Below are 20,349 nucleotides of genomic sequence, written 5' to 3'. Positions count from 1 at the left end.
GGCACGCTTCGATAGAATCGTAAATTCGCTTTCAACGCGCTTTCTTCCGGCATTCTCTCCCTCGACGAGATTTCAGTGTCCAACCGCTCTTCCGACTTCGCAGCCCTCCCCGCCGCTCACCGCGATCTTTCCGGCACCGCGCGCCAGCGCGCCCGTTTTGCCACTATGGCGGTGTTTTTCATCGCCGGGATGATGTACGCATCGTGGGGGGTGCATGTGCCGACCGTGCGCGACCGCTTCCATCTGAACGCGGCGCTGCTGTCGTTCGCACTGCTGGCGGTGGCGGGCGGCTCGATCGGCGCGATGGCGGCGAACGCTTCGTGGATCGCGCGCGTCGGGACGCGCCGCGCATGTCTCACGGGCGGTCTCGTGATGACGGTGTGCGCGGCGCTGATTCTGGTCGTGCCGGCTTACTGGCTGTTGCTGGTCGTGCTGGCCATCTTCGGCGCGGGCATGGCCACACTCGACGTCGCGATGAACGCGGAAGCCAGCGCCGTTGAGAAGGCGCTCGGCAAGCCGATCATGTCGTCGCTGCACGGCATGTTCAGCGTCGGCGGAATGTTCGGCGCGGCGGTAGGCGGCGCGTTACTGTCGCGCGGCATGGCGCCGGCGGTTCACCTTGCGCTCGCCGCGGCGGTCAGCGCGCTGGTGCTGATCGCGGCCTGCCCATCCGTGCTGCCGCATGTGCCGCACGCCGACCACCCGGACGCCGCCACGCCGCGCGCCAACCGCTGGCGCTCGCCGGCGTTGTGGGCACTCGGCGCGATGGCGCTGGTCGCGCTGATCGCCGAGGGCGCCATGTACGACTGGGCCACCGTCTACATGCGCGACGTCGTGCTGGCGACGCCGGCACTCGCCAGCGCGGCATACGCGGCGTTCTCGGGCGGCATGGCGGCGGCGCGTTTCGCCGGCGACGCGGTGCGCGCCCGCTTCGGCGCGCCGCAACTGGTGATGGCGAGCGCGTCGTTCGCCTGCGCGGGGATGGTCGGCGCGCTGCTGCTGCCGAATGCGATTGCCGCACTGATCGGCTTCACGTTGATGGGCCTCGGGCTCGCCAACATGATGCCGGTGCTGTTCGCGGCGGCGGCGAGCGTCAAGGGAATTCACGCGGCCGAAGGGCTCGCGCACGTCGCGGGGCTGGCGTACTTCGGCCTGTTGCTCGGGCCGGTGATTATCGGTGCAGTGACGCAGGTGACCAGCTTGTCGATCGGTTTGTCCGTGGTGGCGGTGTGTTCGGCGTTGATCGCGGTTGCCGGTCCGAAGGTGCTGCGGCGTTTGAGAATCTGAGGTAAAACCGCGCCGCCGCTTGTGTGTCGGCGAACGTAACGGAATACGAAAACCCGGTGGCTTACGTTACGTTACGTTACGTTACGTGCGGCCCGCGCACGCCGATGTTCCGGCCACATTGGCCTCTTCAGCATTGCTATACGTTGACATCATCGCCACCAACTCGTTGATTCATATGAGTATTTTAGTCTGACCCGCCATGCGGATATTGGTGGCATAGGCCTTGCGGTCACGCCGATCACGGGTCTCGTAATTGCTCGAGAAGTCGTTACGCTGCAGAAAATTGGTGAAATTCATGGTCACCGACGCGTCGAGCCCTTCGACGTAATGCCACCAGCCGATCAAATCCGGTATCGGGCGAACCGGCATCGAGATATTCGCGGATAGTCGGCACATCTGACCATAACGCGGCCAGTGCCGCGCGATTATGCGAAGTGTTATTGCCCGTCATATAGAAATCGTTGGTCGAGCCGCTGCGCTCGACGAGATCGACATAATCGGCAAAGCGCATCATCCGCTTGAGCTTGGGCTGATTGATTTCATAGTTCGCATCCGACTCGCGGCCGAACTGCACTTCGACTTCGCAATCGCCGCAACGCGAGCGAAAGTAATCGAAATTCCATTGAGTACGCGCCGACCAGAAATCGAAAGCACCGGTGATGATGACCGGCCGATTCTGAAAGTAGTACTGCTCAAAGAATTCATCGCACGTTAGACGTTCGCGCCGTTCAATCGTATCGCCGTCAGCGCGCAAACGATTCAATGCGCCGTACACCGACAACATCCAGTCGCGCTTACGCAAACGATTGCGCAGGCGCCCAGCACCCTGCAAATAGGGACTCGCGAGCGCGGCTTCGATTTCGCGCGCAGCTTCGGCCGCGTCGAAACCATGCCCGACCAGCGCGCCGTGCACTGCGGACGGCGGCGCATCGAGCAGTAGATTCCCGGCAATCCAGCGGCGCCAGCCGTCATCGATCGAACGGACCACAGAGCTCACGTCGGTCTCCCAGGCGGTATTCGTCAGACCCTCAGCGTCTCATGCGTCCGACCAAAAGAAAAGGCACGCGAGCCATGTGGCGCGCGTGCCTTCTAACCACTTGACCGGCGGCAAACACAGTTGTCGCCGGACACGCAGTTTTACATCTTCACTACGTCGAGCAGGGTCTTCTTGCCCGACTTGTAGTTGTACAGCGAGATCACGCCGTGTTGAAGGTCGCCCTTCGAATCGAACGTGGTTTCACCGATCACACCCTTGTAGTCCGTGCTCGGCATCGATGCCAGGATCTTCGCCGGATCGGTCGAGTTCGAACGCTTCATTGCGTCGACGATGATGTACACAGCGTCATACGTGAACGGAGCGTAGATCTGGATCGGCTGACCGAAACGCTTCTGATACTTGGCGAGGAACGCTGCGCCGCCAGCCATCTTTTCGAGCGCCATACCGGCTTCCGAGCAGACGATGTTGTCGGTTGCGTCGCCGGCCAGATCCGACAGCTTGTCGGTACAGACGCCGTCGCCTGCCAGCACCTTCGCGCGCAGGCCGAGTTGCTTGGCTTGCTTGGCGAACGGGCCGCCGGTGGCGTCCATGCCGCCGTACATGATCGCGTCCGGGTTTTCGCCCTTGATCTTCGTCAGAATTGCGCGGAAGTCGACAGCCTTGTCGTTGGTCGCGTCATGCGACATCACGTTCAGGCCCAGCGACTTGGCGGTCTTTTCGAATTCGTTGGCGAGGCCCTGACCGTAAGCGGTCGAGTCGTCGACGATCGCGACGCTCTTCACTTTCAGGGTCTTGGAAGCGTAGTTCGCGAGTGCCGGACCTTGTTGGGCGTCGGTCGCCACAACGCGGTACGTCGTCTTGAAGCCCTGTTGCGTGTACGCCGGGTTCGTTGCCGACGGCGAGATCTGCACGATGCCTGCATCGCTATAGATCTTCGAAGCCGGAATCGACGTACCCGAATTCAGGTGACCGACCACGGCGACAACCTTGTCGTCGACCAGCTTCTGGGCGACTTGAGTTGCCGTACGCGGGTCAGCTGCGTCGTCTTGTGCGTCGAGTTGCAGCGTGATTTTCTGGCCGCCGATCGTCAGGCCCTTGGCGTTGATTTCCTCAACTGCCAGACGCGCGCCGTTTTCGTTGTCCTTACCCAGGTGAGCGATACCGCCAGTCAGCGGTGCCACGTGACCGATCTTGACAACCGTATCGGCCGCGGCCGTTGTTGCCAACGTTGCGAACAGCATCGCCGCAGCGCTGATCGGCAACAGCTTTTGAATCTTGATGTTCATGTAAGTCTCCAGTTTCGGTCCCAAAAACAACGTAATCGCCCTGTGCCCCCGCTTCCCCTACACGTGTCGCTCAGTCCCGTGGACGACCACGCCGGTTGCATCGTTCATGCACTTGGCCAGCACGTCCGCCAACCTGTTTGTGGCAGGCGGCAAACCGTACTTGCGCGCAAGTGTAGGCCATCAAATTAAATTGTGGGACTTTTTTGAGGAAGTGGGATGAACACTAATAGCGTTTATCCAACAAGCGCCGGTTCCGACTGGACAGACAGGCTGGAAAACACCAGCCCATGCGGGTTTCCGCTATGTGCGGCGTTTTTCTGACTGGACGGCCTAAAGGTTTTAGCGTGTTAAACCGTTAATGGTTCGAATAGGCTTTGCGCATAAAAACAGGCGCATCGCGGGCAGGCGCAAGAGGTGTGCGAACTGCGCCTGAATCTCGCTGAATCAGCGTTTGAGCGCTGCGATCCGCGCCGCCGCCGCGAGCCATTCCCGATCGAGTTGCCCGACCAGTTCGGCGGCGCCCAGACCCTCGCGACGCTTGCGGCCAAGGGGTGCACCCTGACCCGACCACAGCGACAGATAGTCCGCGTTTTCCGCACGGCTCGCAGCTTGACGCAGTTCCTGTGTCAAAGCGTTTTGCACCGGATACGGCGCGATCTTTTGCGCTGATTCGGTCAAGCGCTGCATCAGCGGATTGCGTATGCCGCGCGCATGACGGCCGGTGATGGCGCGCGTCACGCTAGTGGCGGTGTCGGGCATCGAGCGCACGCGGGTTTTCCATACCTGCGGTATCGCGCTCTCCTGACAGGTGAGGAACGCCGTGCCCATCACCGCGGCTTGCGCGCCGAGCGCCAACGCCGCAACGATGCCACGTCCATCCATGATGCCTCCGGCTGCCAGCACTGGCAGACCAGTTGCATCGACGAGTTGCGGTACGAGCGCCATCGAGCCGACCAGTGCTTCTTCGAACGAACCGATGAAGGTGCCGCGATGCGCACCCGCTTCGGCGCCTTGTGCGGCGATCGCGTCGGCGCCCGCGTCGCGCCAGGCCAGACCTTCGGCGACATGCGTCGCTGTGCCTATTACATATAGACCGTTTGCGTGCAGACGGGCGACATCGTCTTCGGAGAGCAGTCCGAACGTGAAGCTCGTCACCGGCACGCGCAATTCGATCAGCGCTTCCAGTTGCGCGCGAAAGTCCGGCGCGTAACGTTCGAGCGGCTGGCCCGGCGGCAAACCGAGATCCGCACGCAATGGATCGATCGCTTCAAGCGCGCGACGCACAGTCGCATCGTCCGGCGCGATCGGCTCCAGCACAAACAGATTGACGCCGAACGGACGATCGGTCAGCAAGCGAATCGCCGCGACTTCGCTCGCGATCTTCTCTGGCGCCAATGATGCGCCGGCGAGAAAACCAAGTCCGCCGGCATTCGACACGGCCGCCACCATCGCGGGCGTGGTCGCGCCGCCGGCCATCGGCGCCTGCACGACCGGTACCCGCAACTCGAAACGTTCGGCAAACGGTGTCACAAAACTGCCTTCACTCATGATCGGTTCCTTTTTCGACAAAGCGCTCGCGGCATGCGCAAGCAGATACTCTGGACTGTACCCAGCCGCGCATCGGCGGAAAAATGAATTATCGAGAATGTTTCAATCGTCTTACGAGATCGTCGCTGCGCCTTGCACGCTGTCAGCCCCCGCGCGGCCTCCCTGCACGCCGTTTCTTTTGATGGCAAACTGACCGCCCGCTTCAGGCACTCGGGCCTTTGGCATTCATTCAGACCGGCCTCGCGCATCGACGCGCAGGTCATTGGAGAGCGACATGAGCACGACTTCCCGATGGATCGATATCCCTGCCGGCAACGACAGCTTCGGCGGCTATCTGGCGCTGCCCAAAGGCGGCAAGGGACCGGCCGTCATCATCATTCAGGAAATCTTCGGCGTGAACAGCCACATCCGCTCGGTCGCGGATCAGTATGCGCAAGACGGCTACATCGCGCTCGCGCCGGACATCTTCTGGCGCACGCAGCCGCGCGTCGAACTGACCTATGACGGTGCCGACCGCGACAAGGGCATCGAGCTGATGCAAAAGACTAATGTCGATCTGGCGGTCGCGGATATCGGCGCGGCCGCCGCGGCCCTGCGCGCGATGCCGGAAGTGACCGGCAAGATCGCCGCGATCGGTTTCTGCTTCGGCGGCCAGCTCGCCTATCTGGCGGCAGCGCAAAGCTCGCTCGACGGCGCGGTCGCCTACTACGGCGGCGGCATCCAGAACAAGCTCGACCAGGCCGCGAAGATCAAAGTACCGATGCAATTCCACTACGGCGAACTCGACGCGCATATTCCACTTTCGGCAGTCGGGCAGATTCAGGAGCGCTTCGCGGGCCGCACGGATGCGGAATTCAACATCTATCCGAACGCCGATCACGGCTTCAACTGCTCGGACCGCGCGTCGTATAACCAGCGTGCGGCAGCGCTGGCGCACGGCCGCACGCTGACCTTCCTCGGTGAGCGGCTGTAACTCGCGGCTGTAACTCGCGGCTGTAACTCGCGGCTGTAACTCGCGGCTGTAACTCGCGCCTGTAACTCGCGCCTGTAACTCGCGCCTGTAACTCGCGCCTGTATCTCGGTTACTCTCTCCAAAAGACGGCGCGCATCCGGCGCGCCGTCTTCTCCAATGCACGTGCATGATCTGAAGGCGGCGGCATGTCCGGCGCAGCGGTTCGTCACGCATCGATGCAACCGGCAGATTCCAACACTCGATAGCGAGGGCTCATCCGTCGTGCAATCAGACTATCTCGCCTATGACGCCATCGGCCTCGCCGAACTGGTTCGAACCCGCAAAGCAAGCGCGCGTGAATTGCTGGATATCGCGATCTCACGCACCGAGGCCGTCAATCCCGCGATCAATGCGATTGTCCTGAAGGACTACGATGCAGCGCGTCAACGTGCATCGCGTGACGACGCGAACAGAGCGAATGGCGAGAATCGTGTGGATGGCGTCATCACGCAAGGCGCGCTGGCAGGTGTGCCTTATCTGATCAAGGATCTGGGCGCGGCGGTCGCCGGACTGCGCATGTCGATGGGCAGCCGTCACTATCGCCACTTCGTTCCCGGCGAAGACGCGCCGGTTGTAGCGCTCGCCAAAGCGGCCGGGCTCAACATCTTCGCGAAGACCAGCACGTCCGAACTCGGCCAGATGCCTTATACGGAGCCCGAACTGTTCGGCGCGTGCCGCAATCCGTGGAATCTCGACCACACGCCGGGCGGCTCAAGCGGCGGCGCGGCGGCGGCGGTCGCCGCGGGCATCGTGCCGCTCGCGCATGCGTCCGACGGCGGCGGTTCGATCCGCATTCCCGCTTCGTGCTGCGGACTGTTCGGCCTCAAGCCGTCACGCGGACGGGTGCCGCGCGCCACCCCGAGCGCCGCCGTCGGCGAACTCGGCATCGATCACGCGGTATCGCGCAGCGTGCGCGACAGCGCGTTGCTGCTCGATCTGCTGAGCGGCAACGCGGACCGGCCGGCCGGCGCACCGGGCACTTTTCTGAGCGCCGCTCGCGAGCCAGGCAAGCCGCTGAACATCGCGTACGTTACCGAACCGATGCTCGCGCCGTCGTTATCCGCCGACGCGCTCGCCGCACTCGACGACGCTGCGCGACTCGCGAGTTCGCTGGGCCATAACATCGAGCCGGTTTCGCTCGGCATCGATTTCGCGGCCGTCCGGCATGCGTTCCTGACGATCTGGTCCGTGACCGCCGAGGACCTGGTGCTGAACGCCGATCGCATCACCGGCCGCAAACCTCAGCGCACAGAATTCGAAATTTCGACGTGGGTGATGGCGCACGTCGGCCGCAAGCTGGGCGAACGCGGACTGCCTGCCGCGCTCGAGGAGCAACGCCGCATCACCGAACGGCTCACCGGCTTGCTGAGCCGCTACGACGTGATTCTGTGCGCGACGCTCGCCGCCCCGCCGATCAAGATCGGCGAAATGCAGCTCACCTCCGCGGAGCGCATGCAGATGCGCGCCGTCGCCGCGATGCCGCTCGAACCTCTGTTGAAGAAGTTGCTCAACGAAGCGTCGAACAAAGCGTTCGCGTGGGCCGGCTGCACGGAGGTGTTCAATCTCAGCGGCCAGCCGGCGATGTCGATGCCGCTTTACTGGAATGCGCGCGGATTGCCGGTCGGCGTGCAGTTCGCCGCGCGTGACGGCGGCGAAGCGATACTGTTGCGCCTTGCCGCACAACTCGAAGCCGCACGGCCTTGGTTCGACAAGCGACCGCCGTTGATGCGGGCGCGCAGCTAGAGAAGCCGCCCGTTCAGGCGTGTCCTCGGGAAGGTGCCCAGGCTGCAGTGAAGCAGCCCGGGGAACAACATGAAAACGGCATGAGAAGCGGCATGAGAAGCAGCCGCTGAAAGATCCGCTCAAGCAGGCTTGCCGCGTGCGTCGAGATCCGCGTGGCGCGTGCCGGGGATGCAGGCTACCGCGACGATCGACAGCGCCAGTCCGCCCATCACGTAGTAAGTCGGCGCGAGCGGTGAACCGGTCGTGTCGATGAGCCACGTCACGACGAAAGGCCCGAAGCCGCCGAACAGCATCACCGCGAAGTTGTACGCAAGCGATAAGCCAATGGAGCGCACATTCGCCGGAAACAGCTCGGCGATCAACGCACCGAACGGACCATAGTAGCCGGACAGCGTGATCGACAGAAGCGCCTGCACGAGAATCAGTTTCGACACGGTCGGCTCCGCCGCCAGCCACGTGAACAGCGGATAGATGATCACGAGCGTCAGCACCAGCGACCACAGCGAAAGCCCTTTGCGTCCGATCCTGTCCGACCACGCGCCGGCCAGCGGCGAGAGCACGGTCAGCAGCAGGTTGCCGACGATCACCGCGTAAAAGGATTGCGCGTAAGGCAGCTTCAGTTGCTTGACGGCGAAGGTCGGCAGATAGCTGATCAGCACGTAGATCGTCACGGTGAGTGCGATCACCGCGCCGAGTCCGCACAGGATCTCGCGGTTGTGACTGCTGAGCGCTTCGCCGAGCGTCGCGCGGCGCGCGGTTTTTTGCGCATGCAGAAAGGCTTCCGAATCGGCGAGATGCCGGCGGATATAAAACCCGATCGGCCCGATGACCAAGCCGAGAATGAACGGTACGCGCCAGCCCCAGGCCTTCAGCGCTTCGGGCGACAAGCCGTGTGTGATCAGCGCGCCGACCACCGCGCCGAGCAGCAGCGCCGCCGCCTGGCTCGCCATCTGCCAGCTGCCGTAAAAGCCGCGTTTCGAGAACGGCGCGGCTTCGATCAGTAATGCTGTCGAACTGCCGAATTCGCCGCCAGCGGAAAAGCCTTGCAGCAACCGTCCGAGCACGATCATCAACGGCGCGCCGATGCCGATGGCCGAGTACGGCGGCGCAATGGCCAGCAGCAGAATGCCGAGCGTCATCAGCGCGATGACGAGCGACAGCGCCGCTTTGCGTCCCGCGCGATCCGCATAGAGTCCGAGTACGATGCCGCCGACCGGCCGCATGAAGAACGCGACGCCGAAGGTCGCGGTAGTGAGCAGCAACGATGAATAATCGTTGCCCACCGGGAAGAACAACTGGGCGATCACCACCGTCATGAAACCGAACACGGTGAAGTCGTACCACTCGAGCGCATTGCCGATCACGGCCGCCGCGACGGCCCGCGTATTGAGGCTCCTTAACGCTCGTGCCATTCGACTCTCCAGCCTGCGAAAAGTGTCCCGTGCTGCGTCGCGTGTGCGCGATCTTGCGTGACCTTGCGAGAAACCGGCGCCCGCCTCGGCAATCGCATTGGAGTGTAAAGAGCGCGCAAGCCGTTTTCAAGCAGCAAAAAGGCGTCTGCCGCGGTTTGCGGCAGACGCCTCGATGATCGAACCGCAATCCGGCGCCGTCATGTTGCGACGCACTTGCTGCGACGCTGAACGTGTACGCGGCGTGGACGCTATCAGGCCTTCTTGTTATATGCGCTGCACCAACCCGCGCTCGCGACCTGCTTGCCCGCGAACATCGGGCAGCCGGCGTAGGCGTCGGTCGGCTTGCCTTGATAGAAACTGCAGTTGCCGCAGTCCTGCCCGGCCGCGTACTTCGCGAACTTGGCCTTGTCGACCTTGGTGGCGTCGGCCTTGTAACCGAGCGCCTGTGCGGTCGGATCGGTTTCGGCGACTTTCGGTGCGTCGGCGAAAGCCTGGCGCGACAGTGCGAAGCTGGATGCAACACCGATACTGGTGATCAAAAACGTACGACGGGAAGATTTCATGGGGACTCACTCCATTTATATTGAACTGATCGCCGTTCTGATGACAGCGGTTCCCAAGCATAGCAACGAAGCCGTCGCTCGTGACAGCCCAAATGATAGAGATAAGCGAATTGGTACTGCGCCGCGCCCGACTATCGAGCGCGGCGCGCGGCATGCGGATGCCTGGCGAGCACGCCGGGTGAACACGCTGGATGCAAGCTGCTTTGCGAAACCCGATTAAGCGCGGCCGCTCAGTTCGCAGACGCGCTGCGCAATCGCAAGCGACGCCGTCAACCCCGGTGACTCGATGCCGAACAGATTGACGAGTCCACGCACACCATGCGCGGCCGGACCTTGAATCACGAAGTCGGCGGCCGGTTCACCCGGGCCGGACAGCTTCGGACGGATCCCCGCATAGGCCGGCTGCAACGCATCGTCAGGGAGCGCCGGCCAGTACGCGCGAATCGCCGCATAGAAGGATTCCGCGCGGCGCGGATCGACGTCGTAATTGATCGCATCGACCCATTCGACGTCGGGACCGAAACGCGTCTGCCCGCCAAGGTCGATCGTCAGATGCACGCCGAGGCCGGCTTCGTTCGGCATCGGATAGATCAGGCGGCTGAACGGCGCCCGGCCTGAGATGCTGAAGTAATTCCCGCGCGCAAGATAGAGCGGCGGCACATGGCGCGCGTCGAGCCCGCGAATCTTGCGGGCCAGTGCATTCGCGTACAAACCGGCGCTGTTGATGACACATGCGGCGCTGATGGTGGTCGGCGCACCGCCGCCCACTTTGAGAATGAAGCGGCCATTGCTCGCCTCGATCGCTTCGACCGGCGCGTGGAAGGCGCACACCGCGCCGTCGCGCTCGGCATCGCCCTGAATCGCCAGCATCAGTTGGTAACTATCGACGATTCCGGTCTGCGGCGAAAACACCGCCTCGACACATTCGAGCGCCGGTTCGAGCGCCTGCGCCTGGTCGCCGCTGATCCGCATCAGGTCGAGCACACCGTTCTCGCGACCCTTCGCCATGATGCTTTCGAGCTGCGGAATCTGATTGCGCGAGGTCGCGACCAGCAGCTTGCCGCACCGGGAATGCGGCACGTTGTGCTCGGCGCAGTAGTCGTACAGCAGCTCGCGGCCACGCACGCATAACGCCGCCTTCAGTGAGCCGCGCGGATAATAGATCCCCGCGTGAATCACCTCGCTATTGCGCGAGCTGGTGCCCACGCCGATGGCTTCGGCCGCTTCCAGCACGATCACTTCGCGCCCGCGCGCCGCCAGTGCGCGCGCCACGGCGAGGCCGATCACGCCCGCGCCGATCACTACACATTCGATTTGATCCATATCCCTTGACGCGGCTCACTCCACCGCGCACTGCCTCGTTCACCCGATAAAGATGAAGACGGGATGCGGCTATCGAGTGCCGCACGCCGCTCGCTGTCGAACGCACCTGCCCACACCTCAAAATTGTACGACGCCGTACAGACACAAATGCCCGCAGTCGGAGACAACTGCGGGCATTCGGTCTTGAGCGGGTCTTGATTGAATGTGTGGGCCGGACAAGACCAGTGTACGCCGTCCACGGTCGCCGCGCTCGATTCTTCATGCGAGCGACGGGCTCGCAGCGCAGCTCGCCATGAGTTCCGCGTGCTGACGCCTTGACGTGACGCGTCCACCACGCCGGTTCTGGCTGGCGCACGGACATCATGTCGTTATTGGCAACAATTGCCGCGACATTCACCCTATTCCAAGTATGGATTCCGTGGATCGAGGTAGTAAAAAGCCGCCAGAAGGCGGCTTGGCGGGGCGAAAACAGGCCAAAAAACATCAAAAACCGATCGGTTTTCGACGATTTCCGTAGTCAAGCCGAATATCGCCGGCGTCAATCCGATCGCGCCCGGCGATGCGCGCCGCGCCGAAGCCATTGAGAATCGCGCGCCGCATTTCGCGCGGCGATGCCTGCTTCAGGGCGTCGAGCGCGCCGCCGCCCAGTTCGGCGGGAAAACGCAGGCCCCAGGCGTGTGCGGAGCGGATCTCGTCGTAGATTGACTGCGCAATGCGGCGTGCGCCTTCGTGATCGGGCGGCGGAATCTCATACACGTTCATGCGGTTCAGGATCGGCTCGGGAATCGAGCGCTCGTCATTCGCGGTTGCGATCCAGATCACATGGCCCGCATTGATCGGAATCTCGGCGAATTCGTCGATGAAGGTCTGCGCCGTGTCGTGCTCGAGCAGCGCATAGAGCGCGCCGAGCGGGTCGTATTGCGAATCGCCCGTGGCCTTGTCGATTTCGTCGACGGCGATCACGGGGTTCGCATAGCTGCCGTTCACCAGCGCCTCGAACACCTTGCCCGGCTTCGCGTTCCTCCATTGCGACGAGGCACCTGACAGAATCCACCCCGCCGTCAGCGAACTCATCGCCACGTATTGATAAGCGGTGCCGAGCAGGCGCGCCAACTGCTTCGCAAAATGCGTCTTGCCGATGCCGGGATCGCCGAGCAGCAGGATCGGCATCAGTTCGAGCCGGTCTTCGGTCTCGAGACACAAAGCGACCTGCTTGCGGATATCGTCGAGCGGTCCGGAGAAGTTGGGCAGTGCGTCGATCAGATCGTCGATCGAGGGCATCCGGTTCGGCTTGACGCAAAAGCGCAGGTTGCCGGTTTTCAGCATCTTTTCGTAGGTGGCACGCAGCGCCTCGTTCGCGCCTTCGCCGAGATCGTTCAGCGCGGTTTCGACCTGATCGAGGTCATACACCTGACTGAAAGACGCCACCGCGATTTCCTGTTTGACCATAGCTGTTGTCATCGCTCACCCCGTCTGGCTGGTCTTGCTGCAGCGGCCCCCTGTCGGGCGCCGTTTCAAGATCAGTGTAACGAGGCCATATTCGCGTGCAAGCCAGCAGTCGTGCGGCTCTGCTGCTAACAACAGCCTGTTATTCGCGACGCCCCGAAGGAAGTCCTCTTGGGGGCTTCAAAACCCCAGCTGAAATTGACTATTGCTGAACCCGGCCCCCTTTGAAATGTCAGAAAAGCGTTGCGGCCATCAGGCGTAAGATGGCCGTCTGACTAGTCGGGCGGACGCAGTGCCCCGGAGAATTTTTCTATGTGGAAGACCAGTATCGCGGCCGTGCTGCTCGGCACTTCGTTGCTTGCACATGCGCAACAACGGCCAGCACAGCAGGTCGTGCAATGGCAGTTGCAGGTGATGCGCGACGGCCAGCAGATCGACGCATTCGACGGCACCACGGCCGTCGGCCAGGCGCGCACGGACACGCATCACAAGATCGTGCAGCACAATGTCGGTTGCAAGGACCGGCCCGCCGGCAGCCTCGATCTGGCGCGCACGCTGACGGTGTCGCCGCTGCAAGCCGATACGAACGAGATCACGCTGTCGATCGAAGCGCAGGAAACCTTCGAGGAAAACACCCCGCAACAAACCGACACCGGTTGCAAGCTTCCGCCGCAACCGCGTCAGGTGAGCGCGAGCCATCCAGGTCTGAAGGTGCCGGCCGGCCAATGGACCAGTTGGACGATCGTCGACAAGAACCCGAACCTGGTCTACCGCGTGCGTGCGAGCCTCGCGACCAGCGCAAATTGAAGCTGAAGCGGATAACTGCAGCGAATAACTGAAGCCCCCAAACAGAACACGTGGACAACGCGGCATGCGAAACCCCGAAGAATTGATCCGCGAGAGCGTAGCGCCCAAGGATTTCATTGCGGTGAGCTGGAACCTGCATAAAGGCCGCACGCCGCTCGGCTTTCAGGCCTGGCAGGCAATGCAGCGCTGGGTTCAGTCGACCCATGCGGATGCGTACTTTTTGCAGGAGGCGATGGCGCGACGGATGCCGTCGCCGGTGCTCTCGCCCGGCTTCGGCGCGCTTCACACCGCCGATCCGTTGAGCGACGTCTGGCACTGCCAGGCCACCGAAATTGCGCGCGCGCTGGAACTGGAAATCGCGCTGGGGCCGAATGTCTTCAAGCCGTCGTGGCGGCATGGCAATGCGATTCTGTCGCCCCATCCGCTCGATCTCGGCGGACGCTGGGATATTTCCGCGCATCGCTTCGAAAAGCGCGGCTTGCTGGTGGCGCGGGCGACCTTTGGCGGTCACTCGGTCACGCTGCTGTGCGCACATCTGGCGCTCACGCGCTCGGCGCGTTTGCGCCAGATGAACTGGATCGCCCACTGGATCGCGAAAGAAGCGCCCGAAGGTCCGCTGGTTCTCGCCGGCGACTTCAACGACTGGCGCAACGACTCGGTGCCGCTATTTCGCGAACATGGCTTGCAGGAAGTGGCGACGCTGCTCGGCGAATCGGGCCGCACATTTCCGGCCTTCTCACCGGCGCTCGCGCTCGACAAGATGTTCGTGCGCGGCATGCAGCCGATCGAATGGATCCAGCCGACCCAGGAAACGGCGTGGCTGTCGGATCACTTGCCGTATATGGCTCGCTTGCGAGTCGAATGAGTTGAGAGGGCGGCGGCACCGCCTTGTTAAAAATCGCCGCGCTCGCGCCGAACATCTCACCTTTCCATCCTGATCCCCTCGCTTTTTCCGCCGATTTCACACGGGTTTGTCAGTTTCGTCAGCAGGGTCAATGCTGCAGCGCATGGCGGGTTTCGGTATGATCCTGAAAATGTTGCCCGCGCGGCGCGCCTATCCGGCGCATGCCGGACAGCCGATGGCAGCCGCCGTGCGCGGCTTTCGTCCATCGCCGTACTCTCGCCGAAGCGCGGCTGCACCCACGCCAACGTACTTCGCGGCGCCCGATTGTATCGACAGCCAGCGCCGACGCTTCGAGATCCGGTAACCCGCTTTACCACGTTGATCGCGCTCAAATGCCGCGCCGCAGCCCGTAAGCAGCGGGCGCGGTAAAATAGCAGATTGCGCGTGATTCCCGAACCCGGGTTAGCGCAGCATCGCCCTTGCCGTGCCGGCCGGCTAAAACGACTGGCCACCTTTGTTTTCGCACTATCCAAGAAGCCATGAGCAACCTGAATCCACAAACCGTCCTGAGCGTCCATCACTGGACCGATACGCTTTTCAGCTTCACCTGCACGCGCGATCCGTCGTTCCGTTTTGAAAACGGGCAGTTCACGATGGTGGGCCTCGAAGTCGAAGGCAAGCCGCTGATCCGCGCCTACAGCCTCGCGAGTGCGAACTATGAAGAGCACCTCGAATTCCTGAGCATCAAGGTGCAGGACGGCCCGCTCACGTCGCGTTTGCAGCATCTGAAGGTCGGTGACGAAGTGCTGATCGGCAAGAAGCCGGTCGGCACGCTGATGGCCGACAACCTGCTGCCGGGCAAGACGCTGTGGCTGCTGTCCACCGGCACGGGTCTCGCGCCGTTCATGTCGATCATCAAGGATCCGGACATTTACGACCGCTACGAGCGCGTGATCCTGACCCACACCTGCCGTTTCGTCGACGAACTGGCGTACAAGGAATACATCACGGATCACCTGCCGGCTCATGAACATCTGGGCGAGCTGGTGCAGGAAAAGCTGCTGTACTACCCGACCGTCACGCGCGAAGCGTTCCAGAATCGTGGCCGCATTACTGAACTGATCGAAACCGAAAAGCTGTTCGCCGACCTCGGCGTGCCGGGCTTCTCGCTCGAAAACGACCGCGTGATGCTGTGCGGCAGCCCGCATATGCTGCGCGACACGCGCGAACTGCTGGACAAGCAGGGCTTCCAGGAAGGCAGCAACAATTCGCCGGGTCACTACGTGGTCGAAAAGGCGTTTGTGGGTTGAGCGTCGCTTGACCGGCAGCTCGTGCTGCGCTGGTATCGGAAAGGGGCCTTCGGGCTCCTTTTTTATTGCGTCAGACGTCAAAACTACCGAAAGCCGGCCTGGCAACGGCGTGGCGGACCGATGTGCCGACGCTTCGTCACACGTGGCAGCAACGTTGCGCGGCGCCGGAATAACGGCCCGAGCCACATGTGTTGCGTGGTTACAAATGCCATCCTACGTTTTGACATTTAACGTCGGTATTATTCCTACAAGTACGACGTTGCAGTACATCAACCATTGCGTGAAATATAAGCGCTAACCCTTGGTGTACCTGCACTTTTTCTTTTTTTGAGATATCATCGCGGCGCACGATCGGTCGCTTTGGCATGCCGTCGCAGCACGATCCGTTTGTTACCGAATGTAAATTTCGTTACGCCGCGCCGTAGCGATTTGTCCGTCGCGCCATGCGTGTCGCGGACATTTCTGGAGGCCAGAGACTCGCATGCGTTCTTTCGTCTTCGCGCCGCCGACGCGCCCCCGCTTCGCCGTCCACACCGCTTCCTGAGAAGGAAAGTCATGGATACGTCGACTGTCGTCCCGTTCAGCGCGCACATTCCGCCCGCTCTGGTCCGTGATGGATTCGTTGCGTCCGCAGCGGGCGCGCCCGCGGCCGACGTCACGGCCCGGCACGCCGCTTCGGCATCCGGTTCGACGCCCGCGTCGCGGCGCCGTGTTGGCGCGCGGCAGTCCGCGCCGCAATCCGCTGCCGAGCGCGAACTTGCGCGGCTGCACGCCCGCGTGCGCGAACTATCGGCTGAACTCGTGCAGGCGCAGGAAGCGGCCTGCCGCCATGTGGCGCGCGAACTGCACGACGGCGTGGGCGCTGAACTGACCGCCACGCGCTTTGCGCTCGCCGGCGTCGAAACCTGGCTACCCGCCGACGCGCCGCCGCAATGCACCGCCGCGCTTGAAGTCGCGAACCGTTCGCTCGACGCTGTCTGCATCGCGAGCCGTCAGGCCGTGGCGGAACTGCATGCGCCGTCGCTGGATGCGGGCATCGTCGGTGCGCTGGCGCAATGGACCGGCGACTTCGCCACGCGCACTCAACTGCGCACGAGTTTCGTCTGTGCCGCCGACGTGCGGCTCACACGCCTGCCCGCCGACGCGGCGCTCGCCGTGTTCCGGGTCGCCCAGGAAGCGCTGAACAATATTGCCAAACACGCGCGCGCCGAAGCCGCCGACGTGCGGCTCGAAACCAGCCGCCGTCATCTGACGCTGATCGTCAGCGACGACGGTATCGGCCTGACGCGCAACGCCCGCAGTCGTCGCGGCCATTTCGGCCTGAGCAGCATGCGTGCGCGCTGCGCCGCTTTCGACGGCACGCTGCGCGTCGGCGCCCGGCGCATCGGCGCCCGGCGCAGCGGGAGCGGCAACCCGATACGCGGCACGACTGTGTATGCACGCTTTGCGTGGGAGGCGATCCTGGCGAGCGCGCTGGACACCGAACGCCGCGCGCTTCGATCGTGAGTACGCCATCATGAGCCTGCGCATCCTGCTCGCCGACGACCATGCGGTGGTCCGCCAAGGCGTCCGTCAGTTGCTGCTCGACCGCGGCGTGGCGCGCGAAGTCACCGAGGCGCAAAGCGGCGCCGAGGCGCTCGACGCCGTCGGCAAACACAGCTACGACGTGGTGCTGCTCGACATTTCGCTGCCCGACATCAACGGCGTCGAAGTGCTCAAGCGGCTGAAGCGCAAAGCGCCGCGCGTGGCCGTGCTGATGTTCTCGATGTACCGCGAGGACCAGTACGCCGTGCGCGCATTGAAAGCGGGCGCCGCCGGCTACCTGTCGAAAACCGTCGACGCCGCGCAGATGATCAGCGCGATCCAGCAGGTCGCGGCGGGCCGCAAATACGTCAGCCCGGCGATGGCCGAAGCGCTGGCCGACTACGTGTCGTTCGACGGCGAGCAATTGCCGCACGAAAAGCTCTCCGATCGCGAATATCAGACGCTTTGCATGCTGGCGTCGGGCAAGCGCCTGACCGACATCGCCACGACGCTATCGCTGTCGGTGAAGACCGTCAGTGTGTACCGCACCCGGCTGCTCGAAAAGATGAAGCTGCGCAACAACGCGGAGCTGACCTTCTATGTGATGAGCAACCGGCTCGTCGACCTGAATCCGGCGATGGCGGGCTGAGGCCGGCCGCCTTTCGTCGGCATTTCACCAGCCCTTCACAAGCCTTCCACTCGCCGTCCGCCCACCTTCCGCCCACCTTCCGCCCACCTTCCGCCTACTACGCCGCGCCTGAAACACCGTCCCCAAATGGTGCAAAGGCGCGCATCCGTTAAAATCGCGGGTTTCCCGACATTTGGCGCGCAAGGCTATCTGCAATCGTTGCTGTCGGGCTTTGGCATTGCGTTGCCGGTGGCGCTGTCGGCGGCGCCCGGCGCAATGCCTGGGCATGAGACGTTCTTCAATCTGCCTGCTTTCCTCGTGATGATGGCGATCACTGCGTTGTTGTCGGTCGGCGTGCGCGAATCCGCGCGGATCAACAACATCATGGTGGCGATCAAGGTGGTCGTGGTGTTGCTGGTGATCGCGGTCGGCGTATTTCACGTGACGCCTGCCAACTGGCATCCGTTCATGCCGAACGGCTGGAACGGCGTGTTCGGCGCCGCGGCGGTGATGTTCTTCGCGTTCATCGGTTTCGATTCGGTTTCTTCCGCAGCGGAAGAAGTGAAGAATCCCAAGCGCGATCTGCCGATCGGGATCATTGCCTCGCTGGGCGTGTGCGCTGTGTTGTATGTGGCCGTGGCGGCCGTTGTCACGGGAATCGTGCCGTCGGCGCAGTTCGCCAATATTTCGCACCCGGTGTCTTATGCGTTGCAGGTTGCGGGTCAAAAATGGGCGGCGGGCTTTATCGACCTCGGCGCCGTGCTTGGCATGCTGACAGTGATTCTTGTGATGGCTTACGGTCAGACGCGGGTGATCTTCGCGATGTCGCGCGACGGATTGTTGCCTGCGCGGCTTTCTCGTGTGCATCCCCGGTTTGCCACGCCTTTCTTTACTACGTGGATGGTCGGGATTTTCTTTGGGTTGATTGGCGCTTTGGTGCCGTTGAATGTGCTTGCCGAGCTGATCAATATCGGCACGTTGGCCGCGTTTTCGATGGTGTCGATTGCGGTTCTTGTTTTGCGTAGAACGCATCCTGAGTTGCCTCGGGCATTTCGCTGCCCTGGGGTGCCGGTTGTGCCGGTGTTGGCTGTTGCCTCTTGTCTGTTTTTGATGGTCAATCTGCAGGCGATTACCTGGGTTGCGTTTGTGGTTTGGCTTCTTATTGGAATGGTGATCTATTTCGGCTATTCGCGCCGGCATTCCAAGTTGGCGAGGTAGTTTTTTTGTTTTTGCCTGCTCGGCGCTATGGTTGTTGTGCCTATGGTGTTGGCCTTTCCTTGCTTTGTTAGTGGTCTATTAGCGTTCCCCCTGTGCGGGGGGGCACCTACTTTTCTTTGCCGGCCGCAAAGAAAAGTAGGCAAAAGAAAGCGGCTCACACCGCCAATTCTTAAGCGGGTCCCCTGGCTTGGAGGAGGGCGTGGAGCATCTGGAATCGGTGTTCTCGCGCACTCCGCGCTGGTGACAAGGCAGTCATTGTTCCGGCGGCGCTGCGCGCGCCGCAGCGGTACTTCATCAAACCGCGTGGCGGTTTTGGCGCAGTGGTACCTCATAAAACCGTCAGCCGCCTTTGGTACCTATGCCTGGTTTGGCGCGATGTCTCGCCCTCGTCTCCCACATTAATGAACGGCATTTTTGTGAAGTACCGCGTCGGCGCGCGCAGCGCCGCCGGAAGAATGACTGCCTTGTCACCGGCGTCGAATATGCGAGGACACGGATTCCAGATGCTCCACTACCGTGACTGCGCGAGGAACCCGCTTAGCATTAGCGGTGTGAGCCGCTTTCTTTTGCCTACTTTTCTTTGCGGCCGGCAAAGAAAAGTAGGTGCCCCCCCGCACAGGGGGAACGCTAATAAACCGATAAGAAAACAAGGAAAGGCCAACACCCCAGGCACACAGCCAAAAAGCGCCGAGCAGACAAAAAAACCCAATCACGCGCTACGCGCAAAAAAAAACCAACAACTTCCCCCCATAGCGCCATCGCCCGATTTGTGCTTTACTTTTTCGGCAGAACCATAGAAAGAAAGCAACAAACACATCGGACCTGCCGAAGGCCAGAAACAAAAAAGTCCGATCTCACCCCATAAGGAGACACTCCATGGCGATCAGCATCAGTCTGACGGTGAACGGCGCGCCCATCAGCGCTTCAATCGAACCTAACACCCTGCTTGTCCAGTTCCTTCGCGATCAGCTCCGCCTCACAGGCACGCACGTCGGTTGCGATACCGCTCAGTGCGGCGCATGCACAGTCCACCTGAACGGCCGCTCGATCAAATCCTGCAACATCCTCGCGGTCCAGGCCGAAGGCGCGGAAGTCACCACCATCGAAGGGCTCGCCAAAGACGGCGCGCTGCATCCGATGCAAGCGGCGTTCAAACACTGCCACGGCTTGCAGTGTGGCTTCTGTACGCCAGGCATGGTGATGAGCGCCATCTCGCTGGTCCAGCGTCAGCCCGATCTCACCAGCGACGACGTGCGCGCCCAGCTCGACGGCAATCTGTGCCGCTGTACGGGATATCACAACATCGTCAAAGCCGTGCTCGAAGGCGCGGCCGGCATGAAGTCCTCCGGCACGGCCCACGCCGGCGCGTCGGCCACAGTCCAAGCGACCGCCTGAGGAGCC

Annotated in this window: 18 protein-coding genes and 1 pseudogene; 12 read left to right on the top strand and 7 right to left on the bottom strand. The window is 62.4% G+C overall.

Features of this window, described 5'->3' with window-relative positions; translation table 11 throughout:
* Positions 1 to 75: 75 nt before the first annotated feature.
* Complete coding sequence (locus SB772_RS06510; protein ID WP_410832456.1) at positions 76 to 1,287, top strand: MFS transporter; 1,212 nt, start codon at positions 76 to 78, stop codon at positions 1,285 to 1,287.
* A 268-nt stretch (positions 1,288 to 1,555) separates the two neighbouring features.
* Here SB772_RS06510 and SB772_RS06505 read toward each other — a convergent pair whose 3' ends face one another.
* From SB772_RS06505 to SB772_RS06495, 3 genes are all read right to left on the bottom strand, one after another.
* Entirely contained in the window at positions 1,556 to 2,284 is a 729-nt protein-coding gene (locus SB772_RS06505) for a cupin-like domain-containing protein (RefSeq protein ID WP_410832455.1), read from the bottom strand.
* A 140-nt stretch (positions 2,285 to 2,424) separates the two neighbouring features.
* Entirely contained in the window at positions 2,425 to 3,570 is a 1,146-nt protein-coding gene (locus tag SB772_RS06500; protein WP_410832454.1) for a branched-chain amino acid ABC transporter substrate-binding protein, read from the bottom strand.
* A 444-nt stretch (positions 3,571 to 4,014) separates the two neighbouring features.
* Positions 4,015 to 5,118 (bottom strand): NAD(P)H-dependent flavin oxidoreductase, encoded by a 1,104-nt coding sequence (locus SB772_RS06495; RefSeq protein ID WP_410832453.1) that lies wholly within the window; start codon positions 5,116 to 5,118, stop codon positions 4,015 to 4,017.
* Between the two features lie 274 nt (positions 5,119 to 5,392).
* On the opposite strand from SB772_RS06495, the gene SB772_RS06490 reads away from it, so the two are divergent.
* Together SB772_RS06490 and SB772_RS06485 are read left to right on the top strand one after the other, a co-directional pair.
* Positions 5,393 to 6,091, top strand: a complete 699-nt coding sequence (locus SB772_RS06490) for a dienelactone hydrolase family protein (protein ID WP_410832452.1) — start codon at positions 5,393 to 5,395, stop codon at positions 6,089 to 6,091.
* Positions 6,092 to 6,352: 261 nt separating this feature from the next.
* Positions 6,353 to 7,873 carry an amidase gene (locus SB772_RS06485; RefSeq protein ID WP_410832451.1) on the top strand — a complete coding sequence of 507 codons (1,521 nt, stop codon included), beginning with the start codon at positions 6,353 to 6,355 and terminating at the stop codon, positions 7,871 to 7,873.
* 119 nt (positions 7,874 to 7,992) lie between these two features.
* Here the strand turns inward: SB772_RS06485 and SB772_RS06480 are convergent, their stop codons facing one another.
* Both SB772_RS06480 and SB772_RS06475 read right to left on the bottom strand, forming a co-directional pair.
* The gene (locus SB772_RS06480; RefSeq protein ID WP_410832450.1) at positions 7,993 to 9,285 is read right to left on the bottom strand and encodes an MFS transporter; all 1,293 of its coding nucleotides are present in this window, start codon (positions 9,283 to 9,285) and stop codon (positions 7,993 to 7,995) included.
* 251 nt (positions 9,286 to 9,536) lie between these two features.
* Entirely contained in the window at positions 9,537 to 9,848 is a 312-nt protein-coding gene (locus tag SB772_RS06475; RefSeq protein ID WP_410832449.1) for a high-potential iron-sulfur protein, read from the bottom strand.
* On the opposite strand from SB772_RS06475, the gene SB772_RS06470 reads away from it, so the two are divergent.
* Positions 9,847 to 10,068, top strand: a complete 222-nt coding sequence (locus SB772_RS06470; RefSeq protein ID WP_410832448.1) for a hypothetical protein — start codon at positions 9,847 to 9,849, stop codon at positions 10,066 to 10,068. The genes SB772_RS06475 and SB772_RS06470 overlap by 2 nt on opposite strands.
* Here the strand turns inward: SB772_RS06470 and SB772_RS06465 are convergent.
* Together SB772_RS06465 and SB772_RS06460 are read right to left on the bottom strand one after the other, a co-directional pair.
* On the bottom strand, positions 10,065 to 11,171 hold the full coding sequence (locus tag SB772_RS06465; RefSeq protein ID WP_410832447.1) for an NAD(P)/FAD-dependent oxidoreductase: 1,107 nt from the start codon (positions 11,169 to 11,171) through the stop codon (positions 10,065 to 10,067). The genes SB772_RS06470 and SB772_RS06465 overlap by 4 nt on opposite strands.
* A 483-nt stretch (positions 11,172 to 11,654) precedes the next feature.
* Complete coding sequence (locus SB772_RS06460; protein ID WP_410832446.1) at positions 11,655 to 12,632, bottom strand: AAA family ATPase; 978 nt, start codon at positions 12,630 to 12,632, stop codon at positions 11,655 to 11,657.
* Positions 12,633 to 12,929: 297 nt separating this feature from the next.
* On the opposite strand from SB772_RS06460, the gene SB772_RS06455 reads away from it, so the two are divergent.
* The 8 genes and pseudogenes from SB772_RS06455 to SB772_RS06420 all read left to right on the top strand — a co-directional run bounded on the left by SB772_RS06455 (position 12,930) and on the right by SB772_RS06420 (position 20,343).
* Positions 12,930 to 13,424: a hypothetical protein gene (locus SB772_RS06455; RefSeq protein WP_410832445.1), complete on the top strand. Its 495-nt coding sequence runs from the start codon at positions 12,930 to 12,932 to the stop codon at positions 13,422 to 13,424.
* 64 nt (positions 13,425 to 13,488) lie between these two features.
* The gene (locus SB772_RS06450) at positions 13,489 to 14,289 is read left to right on the top strand and encodes an endonuclease/exonuclease/phosphatase family protein (RefSeq protein WP_410832444.1); all 801 of its coding nucleotides are present in this window, start codon (positions 13,489 to 13,491) and stop codon (positions 14,287 to 14,289) included.
* Between the two features lie 130 nt (positions 14,290 to 14,419).
* Positions 14,420 to 14,632 (top strand): hypothetical protein, encoded by a 213-nt coding sequence (locus tag SB772_RS06445; protein WP_410832443.1) that lies wholly within the window; start codon positions 14,420 to 14,422, stop codon positions 14,630 to 14,632.
* Between the two features lie 175 nt (positions 14,633 to 14,807).
* Complete coding sequence (locus SB772_RS06440; RefSeq protein ID WP_410832442.1) at positions 14,808 to 15,578, top strand: ferredoxin--NADP reductase; 771 nt, start codon at positions 14,808 to 14,810, stop codon at positions 15,576 to 15,578.
* Positions 15,579 to 16,133: 555 nt separating this feature from the next.
* A complete protein-coding gene (locus SB772_RS06435) occupies positions 16,134 to 17,084 on the top strand; it encodes a sensor histidine kinase (RefSeq protein WP_410832441.1) in 951 nt (316 codons plus the stop codon).
* A 10-nt stretch (positions 17,085 to 17,094) separates the two neighbouring features.
* The gene (gene rqpR, locus SB772_RS06430) at positions 17,095 to 17,751 is read left to right on the top strand and encodes a response regulator transcription factor RqpR (protein WP_341313634.1); all 657 of its coding nucleotides are present in this window, start codon (positions 17,095 to 17,097) and stop codon (positions 17,749 to 17,751) included.
* A gap of 174 nt (positions 17,752 to 17,925) precedes the next feature.
* A pseudogene (locus SB772_RS06425) lies at positions 17,926 to 18,948 on the top strand (amino acid permease); the annotation flags it as partial.
* Between the two features lie 876 nt (positions 18,949 to 19,824).
* Complete coding sequence (locus tag SB772_RS06420; RefSeq protein WP_410832440.1) at positions 19,825 to 20,343, top strand: (2Fe-2S)-binding protein; 519 nt, start codon at positions 19,825 to 19,827, stop codon at positions 20,341 to 20,343.
* Positions 20,344 to 20,349 lie beyond the last annotated feature (6 nt).

This window comes from Paraburkholderia sp. SIMBA_030 (genome assembly GCF_046535245.1).
GTDB lineage: Bacteria > Pseudomonadota > Gammaproteobacteria > Burkholderiales > Burkholderiaceae > Paraburkholderia.
The sequence above is the reverse complement of the archived record's forward strand: the minus strand, read 5'-3'. Positions and strand labels throughout refer to the sequence as shown.

Excerpts from the sequence above, each read along its gene's own strand:
- SB772_RS06450 (WP_410832444.1), top strand. The coding sequence starts at position 13,489 with ATGCGAAACCCCGAAGAATTGATCCGCGAGAGCGTAGCGCCCAAGGAT.
- SB772_RS06445 (WP_410832443.1), top strand. The coding sequence starts at position 14,420 with ATGCTGCAGCGCATGGCGGGTTTCGGTATGATCCTGAAAATGTTGCCC.
- SB772_RS06460 (WP_410832446.1), bottom strand. The coding sequence starts at position 12,632 with ATGACAACAGCTATGGTCAAACAGGAAATCGCGGTGGCGTCTTTCAGT.
- SB772_RS06490 (WP_410832452.1), top strand. The coding sequence starts at position 5,393 with ATGAGCACGACTTCCCGATGGATCGATATCCCTGCCGGCAACGACAGC.
- SB772_RS06455 (WP_410832445.1), top strand. The coding sequence starts at position 12,930 with ATGTGGAAGACCAGTATCGCGGCCGTGCTGCTCGGCACTTCGTTGCTT.
- SB772_RS06420 (WP_410832440.1), top strand. The coding sequence starts at position 19,825 with ATGGCGATCAGCATCAGTCTGACGGTGAACGGCGCGCCCATCAGCGCT.
- SB772_RS06435 (WP_410832441.1), top strand. The coding sequence starts at position 16,134 with ATGGATACGTCGACTGTCGTCCCGTTCAGCGCGCACATTCCGCCCGCT.
- SB772_RS06475 (WP_410832449.1), bottom strand. The coding sequence starts at position 9,848 with ATGAAATCTTCCCGTCGTACGTTTTTGATCACCAGTATCGGTGTTGCA.
- SB772_RS06470 (WP_410832448.1), top strand. The coding sequence starts at position 9,847 with ATGGGGACTCACTCCATTTATATTGAACTGATCGCCGTTCTGATGACA.
- SB772_RS06465 (WP_410832447.1), bottom strand. The coding sequence starts at position 11,171 with ATGGATCAAATCGAATGTGTAGTGATCGGCGCGGGCGTGATCGGCCTC.
- SB772_RS06480 (WP_410832450.1), bottom strand. The coding sequence starts at position 9,285 with ATGGCACGAGCGTTAAGGAGCCTCAATACGCGGGCCGTCGCGGCGGCC.
- SB772_RS06500 (WP_410832454.1), bottom strand. The coding sequence starts at position 3,570 with ATGAACATCAAGATTCAAAAGCTGTTGCCGATCAGCGCTGCGGCGATG.
- SB772_RS06495 (WP_410832453.1), bottom strand. The coding sequence starts at position 5,118 with ATGAGTGAAGGCAGTTTTGTGACACCGTTTGCCGAACGTTTCGAGTTG.
- rqpR (WP_341313634.1), top strand. The coding sequence starts at position 17,095 with ATGAGCCTGCGCATCCTGCTCGCCGACGACCATGCGGTGGTCCGCCAA.
- SB772_RS06440 (WP_410832442.1), top strand. The coding sequence starts at position 14,808 with ATGAGCAACCTGAATCCACAAACCGTCCTGAGCGTCCATCACTGGACC.